We start from the raw sequence: 12,734 nt of genomic DNA, 5'->3' as shown, positions 1-12,734 counted from the left end.
TCTCTCGTGGGGGCCCCACGACCCCCGGGACGTCCTGGACGCGGCGGACGCCACGCGAGTAGGCATCCTACTCGGCGCAGGTCACCCGGCGTCGGCGTCGTCCACGAACCACCGTCGCGGCAGGAACGCCGCGACGGCGAAGAGGAGCAGCCCCCCGTACGTCCACACGTACCCGACGGTGTCGGCCGGGACCAGGACGTCGCCGCCCGGGCCCTCGGCGGCGAGGAGCTGCACGGTCACCAGCCAGCCCGCACCGCAGGCGAGCAGCGTGCCGACGCCGGCCCACGCGCGGCAGAGCACGGCCGCGGAGAGCGTCAGGGCGAGCGCGAGCGCGAGGCCGAGCGGCAGGTCCCACCACGCCATGCGGTGACCGACGGTGCCGATGAGCCCGACGACCCCGCCGAGCAGCAGGCCGAGGACCAGTCGCCAGACGACCAGCAGCACCCCGCTGCGGCGCGGTGCACTCGGGGAGTGGTGGGGCGGGGTGGGGATCACCGGACAGACCTTACCGGCGCACGCGGGCGGTGGACGCGGCGAGCACGGGCGCGAGCTCGCCGTTGCTCAGGGCGTAGTGCGCCACGACGCCCGGCAGGGAGACGGCGGCGACGTGCTGGACCTGCGTGGCGTGGGCGGCCAGCGCGGCGAGCAGACGGTCCAGGACCGGCTCCACCGCGACCGAGACCACCTCGTCGCGGGCGAGCTCCGCGGGGTCCACGACGAGCGGCGGCGGGTCCGCGTCCGGGTCGGGCAGCGTCAGGTCCGCCGCGCGGGCCAGCCGCACCGCGTCCGGGGCGGTGGACAGCGCGGCGCGCGCGGCGCGCCACCGGTCGGCCGGGGCCACGACCTCCCAGCGCTCCGGGACCGTCCAGGGCTCCCCGACGACGTCGGCGGCCGGGTCGGCGGCGAGCTCGAGGGCCCGCACGGTCAGCTCGTAGGTGCGCACGTGGTCGGGGTGGCGGTACCCGCCGCCCGCCTCGTAGGTCACCACGACGGCCGGACGACGGTCGCGCAGCACCGCGGCGAGGCGGGACGCGGCGGCCTCGAGCGGCACCCGGCTCAGCGCCGCCGGTCCGGAGTCCGGCGCCGGACCGGCGATGCCGGGGGCCACCCAGGCCATGCCCGAGTCCTCGAAGCGGCCCGACGTGCTCGCGGGGGGCGTCACGGGCGGCACGGTGTCGAGGAACACGTGGTCGGGCACGCCGAGCGCCTCGAGCGCGGCCGCCAGCTCCCGCTCGCGGTGGACGGCGAGCGCCGGGCCGTCGCCCTCGAGGTGCGCGAGACCCGTCGGGTGCGCGACGGTGTCGATGACCTCGCCGCGCTCGCCGCGCGTGCACGTGACCACCGTCGCCGCCGCTCCGGCGGCCGTCCAGGCGGCCAGCAGCGCGCCGGTGGCCAGCGTCTCGTCGTCCGGGTGCGCGTGGACCGCGACCAGCGGCCCGACCGACGGGTCGGCCGGGCGGGCCGCCGCCGTCGAGGTCTCCCCCGCGTCCTGCATCGGCAGGGTCAGGCGCGCTTGGCCCGCGCCGCGGCCCGCGCACGCGCCGTGGCGTCGAGGTTGACCTTGCGGATGCGCACGATCTCCGGGGTGATCTCGACGCACTCGTCCTCGGCCGCGAACTCCAGCGACTCCTCGAGGGTGAGCTTCTTCGGCGGCACCAGGTTCTCGAAGCTGTCGGCGGTCGAGGACCGCATGTTCGTCAGCTTCTTCTCCTTGGTGATGTTGACGTCCATGTCCTCGTTGCGGGAGTTCTCGCCGACGATCATCCCTTCGTAGACCTCCTGGGTGGGGTCGACGAAGAACGTGCCGCGCTCCTGCAGGTTGATCATGGCGAACGGGGTGACCGAGCCGGCCCGGTCGGCGACCAGCGAACCGGTCAGCCGGGACTCGATGGGGCCGTGCCACGGCTCGTAGCCCTCGGCGTAGGACGAGGCGATGCCGGTGCCGCGGGTCTCGGTGAGGAACCGGGTCCGGAAACCGATGAGGCCACGGGCCGGGACGACGAACTCCATGCGCACCCAGCCGGTGCCGTGGTTCGCCATCGTCTCCATGCGGCCCTTGCGGGCGGCCATGAGCTGCGTGACGGCGCCGAGGTACTCCTCGGGCACGTCGATCGTCATGCGCTCCATCGGCTCGCAGGTCTTGCCGTCGACCTGCTTGGTGACGACCTGCGGCTTGCCGACGGTCAGCTCGAAGCCCTCGCGGCGCATCTGCTCGACGAGGATCGCCAGCGCGAGCTCGCCGCGGCCCTGGACCTCCCACGCGTCGGGGCGGTCGGTGGGCAGCACGCGCAGCGAGACGTTGCCGATGAGCTCGGCGTCCAGCCGGTCCTTGACCTGGCGGGCCGTGACCTTGTGGCCCTTGCCGCCCTTGCCGGCCAACGGGGAGGTGTTGATGCCGATCGTCATCGAGATCGCCGGGTCGTCGACGGTGATGCGCGGCAGCGGCCGCGGGTCGTCGGCGTCGGTGAGCGTCTCGCCGATCATGATGTCGGCGATGCCCGCCACGGCGACGATGTCGCCCGGCCCGGCGGACTCCGCGGGCACGCGGTCCAGCGCCTTGGTCTCGAGCAGCTCGGTGATCTTCACCTGGCTCAGGGTGCCGTCCTGGCGCGCCCACGCGACCGTCTGGCCCTTGCGCAGGGTGCCGTTGTGGACGCGCAGCAGCGCGAGACGGCCGAGGAACGGCGAGGCGTCCAGGTTGGTCACGTGCGCCTGCAGCGGCATCGTCTCGTCGTACGTCGGTGCCGGGACGGTCTGCAGCACGGTGGAGAACAGCGGCTCGAGGTCCTCGTTCGCCGGCAGCTCGCCGTCGGCGGGCTGCTCGGTGGAGGCGCGCCCGGCCTTGGCCGAGGCGTAGACCACGGGCACGTCGAGCACGGCGTCGACGTCGAGGTCGGGGACCTCGTCCGCCAGGTCGCTGGCGAGCCCCAGCAGCAGGTCGGTCGTCTCGGCGACGACCTCGGTGATCCGCGAGTCGGGCCGGTCGACCTTGTTGACCACGACGATGACGGGCAGCTTGGCGGCGAGCGCCTTGCGCAGCACGAAGCGGGTCTGCGGCAGCGGGCCCTCGGAGGCGTCCACGAGCAGCACGACACCGTCGACCATGGACAGGCCGCGCTCGACCTCGCCGCCGAAGTCGGCGTGGCCCGGCGTGTCGATCACGTTGATCGTCACGCCGTCGGCCTCGCCGACCTCGGCCGCCGACGGTCCGGCGTACCGGATCGCCGTGTTCTTGGCGAGGATCGTGATGCCCTTCTCCCGCTCCAGGTCACCGGAGTCCATGACGCGGTCGTCGACCTGCTGGTGCGCCGCGAAGGCGCCGGCCTGCCGCAGCATGGCGTCGACCAGGGTGGTCTTGCCGTGGTCGACGTGGGCGACGATCGCCACGTTGCGCAGGTCGGAGCGCACAGACATCAAGGGTTCTCTTTCCGTGGGAGGGGCGGCACCCGGGAACCCGGGGCCGGTCCATCCTACCCGGAGGTGTCCGTCTCCGGCCCGGGTGCTCGACGGCGCCAGCTCCGCGGACCCCGGCGACGTGCGGCGGCCGAGGTCCCGTTGCCGTCGGAGTCGGCGTCCGCCACGACCGGGACCTGCCCGGTCATCTCCGACAGCTGGGTGTTGACGTGCTCCGTCACGTGCTCGGTCACGTGCTCCGTGACGTGCTCGGTCACCTCCTGCTTGAACTCACGCCGCCGCAGCCGTCGCTCGGTGCGCACGATCGCCTTGTGCTCGGCGTCCAGCGCCTTCCACACCGAGACGGCCATGGCGACCAGCACCACCGAGAACGGCAGGGCCGTGAGGATCGACGCCGTCTGCAACGTCGCCAGACCCCCGGCGTAGAGCAGCGCCGCGGCGACACCACCCTCGAGGATCGCCCAGAACAGGCGGCTCCACAGCGGCGGGTTCTGGTCGCCGCCGTTGGCCAGCATGTCCACGACGAACGACCCCGAGTCCGAGGACGTCACGAAGAACACCACGACGAGGATCATGGCGATGACGGCCAGCCACGCACCGCCGCCCGGCAGGGTCTCGAACAACTGGAACATCGCGGTGTCGGAGTTCACGGACCCGGTCTCGGCGTCGAGCATCGACCCCGGCTCGATCATCTCCTGCCGCAGCGCGGTCCCGCCGAAGACGCTGAACCAGACGGTCGTGACCAGCATCGGGACGATGAGGGTGCCGAGGACGAACTCACGCACGGTCCGCCCGCGCGAGATGCGGGCGATGAACAGCCCGACGAAGGGCGCCCAGGAGATCCACCAGCCCCAGTAGAAGATCGTCCAGCTCGACTCCCAGGCGAGGCCGTCCGCCCCCTGGAAGGCGAGGGTGTCGAAGGTCATCTGCATGACGTTCTGGAGGTAGAAGCCGAGCGACTGGACCCACTCGCGCATCACGTAGAGCGAGGACCCCATGATCAGCACCGTGACCACCAGGACGCCCGCGAGCATCATGTTGCCGTTGGACAGCCACTTGATGCCGCGTTCGAGACCGGACGCCACCGAGAGCGCGGCGACCGCGGTGATGGCGGCGATGAGCCCCATCTGCAGCGCGACGGTCGACTCGGCGACGCCGAGGTACTCGAGCCCGGCCGACAGCTGCAGCACACCGAGGCCGAGCGAGGTGGCCACGCCGAACACCGTGCCGAAGATCGCCAGCACGTCGATGACGTTGCCGAGCCAGCCCTTGACGCGCTCCTCGCCCAGCAGCGGCTCGAGGGCCCACCGGATCGACACCGGCCGGCCCTTGCGGTGGATCGCGTAGGCCAGGGCCAGGCCGATGACGACGTAGATCGCCCAGGCGTGCACGCCCCAGTGCAGGTAGGTCTGGCCCATCGCCTGCCCGGCGATCGAGGCGTCGTCACCGGTGACGCCCGGCTTCGGGTCGGTGTAGTGCCACAGCGGCTCCGCGACGCCGTAGTAGACCAGCCCGATCCCCATGCCGGTGGCGAACAGCATCGCGAACCACACGGGCAGCTTGAAGTCGGGGGTCTCCTCGTCCTTGCCGAGGGTGATGTCGCCGAATCGGCTCAGGCCGACGTAGATCGCGAAGATCACGAAGGCCGCCACGATGAGCACGTAGTACCAGCCGAAGCCGTTGATGACCTTCGACTGTAGGGTGGACATGACCTCGGCGGTCGCGTCGGTGGCGAAGATCCCCAGCAGGACGAAGAGGAGGATCAGTCCGCCCGCTGGGTAGAAGACGGCTGGGGCGAGGGTTGATCGGCGCGTCGGCATGACTCACAGACTGTCGGGATCGGGCGGAAGGGGCAAACGCAGGACGCCGTGACCCGGGTGGGTCGACGGCGTCCTGCGGCGTCGCGATACGTGCGCGTCGTGTCGGGCGGGGCGGGTCCTGCGGGGTCAGCCGCCGGCGACGTTCCCCACCAGATGAGCACCCGGGATGGCCTCGAGGAGGTCACGGGTGTACTGCTGGCGCGGGTTGTCGAAGACCTCGTCGGTGGTGGCCTGCTCGACCACCTTGCCGTTCTGCATGACCACCACGTCGTCGGCGATCTGCCGGACGACGGCCAGGTCGTGGGTGATGAACAGGTAGCTCAGGCCCAGGTCGGTCTGCAGCTCGTCGAGCAGGTCGAGGATCTGCGCCTGGACGAGCACGTCGAGGGCGGAGACCGCCTCGTCGAGCACGACGACCTCGGGCTTGAGCGCCAGGGCACGCGCGATGGCGATGCGCTGGCGCTGGCCGCCGGAGAGCTCGTTCGGGAAGCGGCGCATCGCCGACTGCGGCAGCGAGACCATGTCCAGCAGCTCGCGGACCCGCTTCTCGCGCGACTTCTTCGACCCCACGTTGTGCAGCTTGAGGGGTTCCTCGATGGAGCGGTAGATCGAGAACATCGGGTCCAGCGACCCGTACGGGTTCTGGAAGACCGGCTGGATCCGCCGTCGGAAGGCGAACGCCTGCTTCGGGTTGAGCGTCGACACGTCGGTGCCGTCGAACTCCACGGTGCCCGACGTCGGCTCCAGCAGCCCCAGCACCATGTTGGCGGCCGTGGACTTGCCCGAGCCGGACTCGCCGACCAGGGCGAGCGTCCGCCCGCGCCCGAGGGTGAACGAGACGTCGTCGACCGCCGTGAAGTCCGTGGACGACCCGGGGCGGGCCCCGCGGATCTGGAACACCTTGGTCAGGTGCTCGACCTTGACCGCCTCGTTCGAGGCCGGCGGCTTCTCGCCCAGGTGGTGCGCGTGCAGCTCGGCGGACTCCTGCCCGGACACGTGCGCCGTCTGGATCCGGCGCGAGGCCAGCGACGGCGCCGAGGCGACCAGACGCTTCGTGTACGGGTGCTGCGGGTCGGCGAGGATCTGCTGGGCCGGACCGGACTCGACGACCTGCCCCTTGAACATCACCACGAGGTGCTCGGCCCGCTCGGCGGCGAGCCCGAGGTCGTGGGTGATGAACAGCACGGCGGTGCCGAGGTCCCGGGTCATGTCACCCAGGTGGTCCAGGATCTGGCGCTGCACGGTCACGTCGAGGGCCGAGGTGGGCTCGTCGGCGATGAGCAGCTGCGGCCGCGAGGCCAGACCGATGCCGATGAGCGCGCGCTGACGCATGCCGCCCGAGAACTCGTGCGGGTACTGGCGCGCCCGGCGCTCGGCGTCGGGCAGACCGGCCTCGGCGAGCACGTCCGCCACGCGGGTGCGCAGCTCGGCCTTGGAGCCCTTGAACCCGTTGGCCTTCAGCGCCTCGGTCACCTGGGTGCCGATGCGCCAGACCGGGTTGAGGTTCGACATCGGGTCCTGCGGCACCATGCCGATCGCGCGGCCCCGCAGGGCCTCGGTCTCGGCCCGGGGCGCGCCGACGAGCTCGCGGCCGTCGAACATGATGGACCCGCCGGTCACCTTTCCGGTCCCGGGCAGCAGGTCGATGATCGAGGCGGCCGTCGTCGACTTGCCCGATCCGGACTCGCCGACGATGGCCACGTTCTGGCCCGGGTACACGGTGAGGTTCGCGCCGCGCACGGCGTGCACCTCGCCGACCCCGGTGGTGAAGGAGATCTGCAGGTCGCGGATCTCCAGGAGGGGCTTGTTCGGGTCGGCGACGGCGGGGGCGGACTCGGGCGTCGCGTTGCCGTCGCTCACGGGGAACTGTGTCGTCATCGCTTCCGCGCCTTCGGGTCGAGGGCGTCGCGCACCACGTCGCCCATCATCATGAAGCCGAGCACTGTCACGGCCAGGCCGCCTGCCGGGTAGAGCAGGATCTCGGGGTCGGTCCGGATCGCGCCCTGGGCGGCGCTGATGTCGCCGCCCCACGAGACCACGTCCGGCGGCAGGCCGATGCCGAGGAAGCTCAGCGTCGCCTCGGCGACGATGAACTGGCCCAGGGCCACGGTCGCGTAGACGATGATCGGCGCCGCCGAGTTGGGCAGCACGTGCCGCACCAGGATCTGCCCGCGGCCCATGCCGAGGGACTTCGCCGCGGTGACGAACTCGTTGTTCTTCACCGAGAGCACGGTGCCGCGCGTGATGCGGGCGATCTGGGTCCAGCCGAAGACCGCCAGCACGAAGGCGACCAGGAAACTCGTGCGGTTGGTCGCGATCGACATGATGACGATGGCGCCGAGCACCAGCGGGATGGCGAAGAAGATGTCGGTGATCCGGCTGAGGATCGTGTCGAACCACTTGCCGTAGTACCCGGCGATCGCGCCGATCGTCGTACCGAGGATCACGACCATCGAGGTCGCCAGCACGCCGACGACGACGGAGGCCCGGGCGCCGTACATCGTCCGGGAGTAGATGTCGCAGCCCTGGCGGTCGAACCCGAACGGGTGGCCGGCCTGCGGGCCCTCGAGCGCGCGGGCCAGGTCGCAGGCGCGCGGGTCGATCGAGGTGAACAGGCCGGGGAAGGCCGCCACCAGCACGACGATGACGATGACCGTCCCGGACACCCAGAACAGCGGGCGCCGGCGCATCTGGTGCCAGGCGTCGCGCCAGAGGCTGGTGGGCGTCTCGTCGGTCGCGACGGCGTCGACGGCGCCGAGGCCGCCCTCGTCGGCCGGCGCGGTGAAGTGTTCCTGGCCGGGGCGCGGGGCCGGGGTCGGGGTCGCCGACCGGCCCACGGGTTCGTAGCGGTTCTCAGGCATAGCGGATCCTCGGGTCGAGGGCGGCGTAGAGCAGGTCCACCAGGAGGTTCGCCCCGATGTAGACCAGCACCAGCACGGTGGTCAGCGACACGACGGTGATGCTCTCGCCGCGGATGATCGCGTCGTAGAGCGTGCCGCCGACGCCGTTGATGTTGAAGATGCCCTCGGTGATGATCGCCCCGCTCATCAGGGCGCCGATGTCGGCGCCGAGGAACGTCACCACGGGGATGAGGGAGTTGCGCAGCACGTGGCGTCCGGTGACCTGCGAGCGACGCAGACCGCGGGCGCGCGCCGTGCGGACGTAGTCGGCGGACAGGTTCTCCGCGACCGACGTGCGCGTCAGGCGCAGCACGTAGGCGAAGGACACCGCGGCGAGCACCATGGCCGGCATCAGCAGACTGACGAAGTCGGGATCTCGTCCCGCGGTGACGGGCAGCCAGCCGAGCCGGACGCCCACGACGATCTGCATGACGAAACCGACGACGAACGTCGGCACCGCGATGAAGAAGAGGCTGACGACCAGGGCGGTCGCGTCGAAGATGCCGCCCTTGCGCATCCCGGCGACCAGGCCGAAGCCGATGCCGAAGACCGCCTCGATGACCAGCGCCATGAGGGCGAGCTGGATCGTGACGGGGAACGCGTTGGCGATCACCTCGGTGATCTCGCGGCCGCGGAAGTCGACGCCGAAGTCGAGCGTCACCACGCCGCGCAGGAAGAGAAGGTACTGGATGATGAAGGGTTGGTCCAGGTTGTACTGGGCGCGGATCTGCTCCTGCACAGCTTCGGGCAGACCACGCTCACCACCCAGGCCGGCGATCGGGTCACCGGGCCGCAGGAACACCAGCGCGTACAGCAGCAGGGTGGCCCCCAGGAACACAGGGATCACCTGCAGCAGCCTGCGTCCGAGATACCAGAGCATGCGATTTATCTCCTCGTGTGCCCAGGGGGTCCCCCCAGGCTACGGGTTTCCTCGAACCGCGACCGTGCGGGGACGCGGACAGCGGTGGGGCGGGGGTGCTGTGGTGCGCACCCCCGCCCCCTCGCGACGAGTGGTCGACGTCAGACGGTACCCGACGCCGCGACCGCTCGGGAACGACGACGGACGGGGCACCCGCCGAGGCGGGTGCCCCGTCCGTGTCAGCGGATCACTCCTTGGTGATCTGGTACAGGATCGGGTCGCTGTCCCAGCCGAACTCGACGTTCTCGACGGTCTCCGCGTAGCCGCCGGTCGCGTTCTGGTACCACAGCGGGATGCCCGGGACGTCCTGGAACAGGATCTCCTGGGCCTCCTTGTAGAGCTCGGTCGCGGTGGCCGTGTCCTCGGCGGCGGCCGCCTCGGCGAGCAGGGCGTCGAACTCCTCGTTCGAGTAGTTCATGTCGTTCGAGCCGGCCCCGGTGCCGTAGATCGGGCCCAGGAAGTTGCTCATCGACGGCCAGTCGGCCTGCCAGCCACCGCGGAAGATGCCCTCGACGGACTCGTCGTCACGCGCGTTGAGGAACTCGTCGAAGGTGGTGTACGGCGCGAACTCGCAGCCGATGCCCAGGTCGGTGCGGATGGTGTTGCAGGCCGCGTCGATCCAGTCCTGGTGGTCCGAGTCGGCGTTGGACGCGATCTGCAGCGTGTAGTCGCCGATCGGGTCCATCTCCTCGGCCTGCTCCCACATCTCGGCAGCGCCCTCGGGGTCGTAGTCGAGGATCTCGGAGCCGGGGATGTCGTCGGAGAACCCGTCGATGACCGGCGAGGTGAAGTCGCTGGCCGGGGTGCGCGAACCGCTGTAGAGCGTCTCGGTGATCGTCTCGCGGTCGATCGCCATGGAGATGGCCTGGCGGCGCATGACGCCGGCCTCGCCCTGGAACTCGGGGAGCCACTCGGGCACGTTGACGACCTGGATGACGGCCGCCGGCTGGTTCACGGCGCGCTCACCGAGCTCGTCCTCGAAGGTCGCGAAGGCCGAGGACGGCACGTTCGGCAGCACGTCGAGGTTGCCGTCGAGCATGTCGTTGTACGCCGTGTCCTCCTCGACGTACGCGACCATCTCGAGCCCGCCGTTGGCCGGCTGGCGCGGACCCTCGTAGCCCTCGCGGGGCACGAGCGTGATGAGGCTGTCGTTCTCCCACGACTCGAGCTCGTACGGGCCGTTGCCGATCGGCTCCGAGCCGAAGCCCTCCGGGTCCTCGAAGAAGGCCTCGGGCATCGGGTTGAACGCCGAGTAACCGAGCCACAGCGGGAAGTCCGAGGCGGGCTGGGAGAGCTCGGCGGTGAAGGTCGTCTCGTCCACGACCTCGACGGCGATGTCGGACGGCTCCTCGAAGCTGAAGCCGGCGAAGCCGTTGAAGAAGTACTGCTGGTTCTGGGCGTTGTCCAGGTTCGCGACGTACTTCCACGCGTCGACGAAGCTCTGGGCCGTGACGGGGGTGCCGTCGGAGAAGGTCCAGCCGTCCTGGATCGTGATCGTCCAGTTCTGGTTGTCCTCGGACTCGATGGACTCGGCGACCTCGTTCTCGATCGCACCGTCCGCGTCGTAGTAGACGAGACCGGAGTAGATGTTCTTGACCACCAGACCGCCGTAGACCTCGTTGGTCATGCCGGGGGTCAGCGGGTTCTGGGGCTCGCCGCTGCTGATGGAGACGACGCCGGTGCTGTCGCCCTCCGCAGCCGCGGTCGAGTCGCCTTCGTCGGAGCTGCCAGAGCCGCCGCAAGCCGAGAGCAGCAGGGCCGAGGCCAGGGTGAAGGCCCCGATGCCTGCCATACGTCCGCGAGGTGTCACGTGTCCTCCTGAGTTGATGTGCACGCCGTCGGAGGGGTGCTCCGACGCGAGGGGTGCGGGCGCGGATCTGCGTCCGCAGCACAAGATGCGCCCAGGAGCCTAACCCCTCATCGTGTCCCCGGTCACCCTTCCTGGCGACCGATACCACGATCGTGACCCGATCGGAACCCGCTCGACATCTGAGAGCGGGTGAAAACGCTGTCCCGTGGCAGGACGGCGGGATCAGGCCTCGGCGGTCGCGCCGTCGTGCAGGTCCACCACCCGGTCCGCCCGCCGGACCAGCTCCGGGTCGTGCGTCGTGACGACGGCCGCGACCCCCGCGGTGTGCACCAGCTCGGCCAGCACGTCCATCACGCGCCGCCCGGTCGCCGTGTCGAGCTGACCGGTGGGTTCGTCCGCGAGCAGCACCCGGGGGGCCGCCACCAGGGCACGCGCGATGCCGACGCGCTGCTGCTGGCCGCCGGAGAGCTCGTAGGGCCGCTGGTCGGCGTGGTCGGCGAGTCCCACCCGGTCCAGGGCGTCCGCCACGCGCGCCGCCCGCTCGGCCGGGGGGACCCGGCGCAGCCGGAGCGGCACCTCGACGTTCTCCGCGGCGGACAGCACCGGCAGCAGACCGAAGGACTGGAAGACGTAGCCGACCTCGTCGCGCCGCAGCGCCAGCACCTCGTCCGGGTCCAGCGCCGTCAGCTCGCGGTCGTCCAGCCACACCCGGCCCGACGACGGCGCGTCCAGCCCGCCGAGCACGTTGAGCAGCGTGGTCTTGCCCGACCCCGACGGACCGCGCACCACGAGCAGCTCGCCCGCCGCGACCGCCACGGACACCCCGCGCAGGGCGTGCACCTCGCCGGCCCCGCGGCCGAACGTGCGGCGCACGTCCTCGGTCCGCAGGACCGGCGTCGTCCCCGGCGTCGTCACCGTCGTCGGCATCAGCTCTCCTCCCCCGTGGACCCGCGGGCGTCCTCGCGGGTGTCGCCACGGGTCTCGTCCTGCGTGTCGTCGCTGTCCCGCCGGACCTGGACGTGGTCCTCCTGCAGCCGCAGCCGGACCCGGTCGCGCAGGTCCAGGGCCTCGACGACGTCGTGCGGCAGCTGCAGGCGCCCGACCCGGTCCAGCACCGCGAACTCCTCCGCGACGTCGCGCCGCACGCCGTCGGCGTCCGTGGCGGTCCGGCGCAGCACCTCGGTGGAGGTGCGGCCGTCACGGATCTGCACGGTGCGGGCCACGTGCTCCGACACCGTCGGGTCGTGCGTGACGATGAGCGTCGTCGTGCCCGTGGCCGCGTTGACCGCGCGCAGCGCCTCCAGCACGTCCGCGCTGGTGGCCTCGTCGAGCTCGCCGGTCGGCTCGTCGGCGAGCAGCACGCGCGGGCGGTTCGCCACCGCGACGGCGATCGCGACCCGCTGCTGCTGCCCGCCGGACATCTCGGCCGGGTACCGGTCGGCGACGTCGGCCACCTGCAGCAGGTCGAGCAGCTCGTCGGTGCGCGCGGCCCGCTCGGTGCGGCGGCCGCCGCCCAGGTCGAGCACGAGGCGGACGTTCTCGGCCGCCGTGAGGTACGGCAGAAGGTTGCGGGAGGTCTGCTGCCAGACGAACCCGACCGTGCGGCGCTGGTAGACGACCCGGTCCCGGCGCCCCATCGTGAGCAGGTCCGTGCCCGCCACGACGGCCGACCCTCCGGTGGGGGTGTCCAGCCCGGACAGGATGCCCAGCAGCGTGGACTTCCCCGACCCGGAGGCACCCACGACGGCCACCAGGTCGCCGGCCTCGACCTCCAGGTCCAGGCCCTGCAGGGCCTGGACCTCCACGCCGTCGGTGGCGAAGATGCGCACCAGCCCGCGGCACAGGATCTCGCTCATACCTCGCTCCTCGTC

At 71.3% G+C, this 12,734-nt stretch carries 10 protein-coding genes; all 10 read right to left on the bottom strand.

The window, feature by feature from the left end; genetic code table 11:
- Positions 1–81: 81 nt before the first annotated feature.
- Entirely contained in the window at positions 82–495 is a 414-nt protein-coding gene (locus PO879_RS04765) for a DUF6113 family protein (RefSeq protein ID WP_278236784.1), read from the bottom strand.
- 10 nt (positions 496–505) lie between these two features.
- Positions 506–1,495: a PIG-L family deacetylase gene (locus tag PO879_RS04760; protein ID WP_278236783.1), complete on the bottom strand. Its 990-nt coding sequence runs from the start codon at positions 1,493–1,495 to the stop codon at positions 506–508.
- Positions 1,496–1,503: 8 nt separating this feature from the next.
- Entirely contained in the window at positions 1,504–3,414 is a 1,911-nt protein-coding gene (gene typA, locus PO879_RS04755; protein WP_278236782.1) for a translational GTPase TypA, read from the bottom strand.
- A 56-nt stretch (positions 3,415–3,470) separates the two neighbouring features.
- A complete protein-coding gene (locus tag PO879_RS04750; RefSeq protein WP_278236781.1) occupies positions 3,471–5,234 on the bottom strand; it encodes a BCCT family transporter in 1,764 nt (587 codons plus the stop codon).
- 126 nt (positions 5,235–5,360) lie between these two features.
- Positions 5,361–7,112: an ABC transporter ATP-binding protein gene (locus PO879_RS04745; RefSeq protein ID WP_278236780.1), complete on the bottom strand. Its 1,752-nt coding sequence runs from the start codon at positions 7,110–7,112 to the stop codon at positions 5,361–5,363.
- A complete protein-coding gene (locus PO879_RS04740; RefSeq protein ID WP_278236779.1) occupies positions 7,109–8,095 on the bottom strand; it encodes an ABC transporter permease in 987 nt (328 codons plus the stop codon). The genes PO879_RS04745 and PO879_RS04740 overlap by 4 nt, the downstream gene beginning before the upstream one ends.
- A complete protein-coding gene (locus PO879_RS04735; protein ID WP_278236778.1) occupies positions 8,088–9,014 on the bottom strand; it encodes an ABC transporter permease in 927 nt (308 codons plus the stop codon). The genes PO879_RS04740 and PO879_RS04735 overlap by 8 nt, the downstream gene beginning before the upstream one ends.
- A gap of 226 nt (positions 9,015–9,240) precedes the next feature.
- Positions 9,241–10,845 (bottom strand): ABC transporter substrate-binding protein, encoded by a 1,605-nt coding sequence (locus PO879_RS04730; protein WP_278236777.1) that lies wholly within the window; start codon positions 10,843–10,845, stop codon positions 9,241–9,243.
- 240 nt (positions 10,846–11,085) lie between these two features.
- On the bottom strand, positions 11,086–11,790 hold the full coding sequence (locus tag PO879_RS04725) for an ABC transporter ATP-binding protein (RefSeq protein ID WP_278236776.1): 705 nt from the start codon (positions 11,788–11,790) through the stop codon (positions 11,086–11,088).
- Positions 11,790–12,719 carry an ABC transporter ATP-binding protein gene (locus PO879_RS04720; protein ID WP_278236775.1) on the bottom strand — a complete coding sequence of 310 codons (930 nt, stop codon included), beginning with the start codon at positions 12,717–12,719 and terminating at the stop codon, positions 11,790–11,792. Before PO879_RS04720 ends, PO879_RS04725 begins: the two co-directional genes overlap by 1 nt.
- Positions 12,720–12,734 lie beyond the last annotated feature (15 nt).

The sequence above is a fragment of the Isoptericola sp. AK164 genome (assembly GCF_029643425.1).
GTDB classification, from domain to species: domain Bacteria; phylum Actinomycetota; class Actinomycetes; order Actinomycetales; family Cellulomonadaceae; genus Isoptericola; species Isoptericola haloaureus.
Note: the sequence above shows the minus strand (reverse complement) of the source record. Positions and strands in the feature narration are given on the sequence as shown.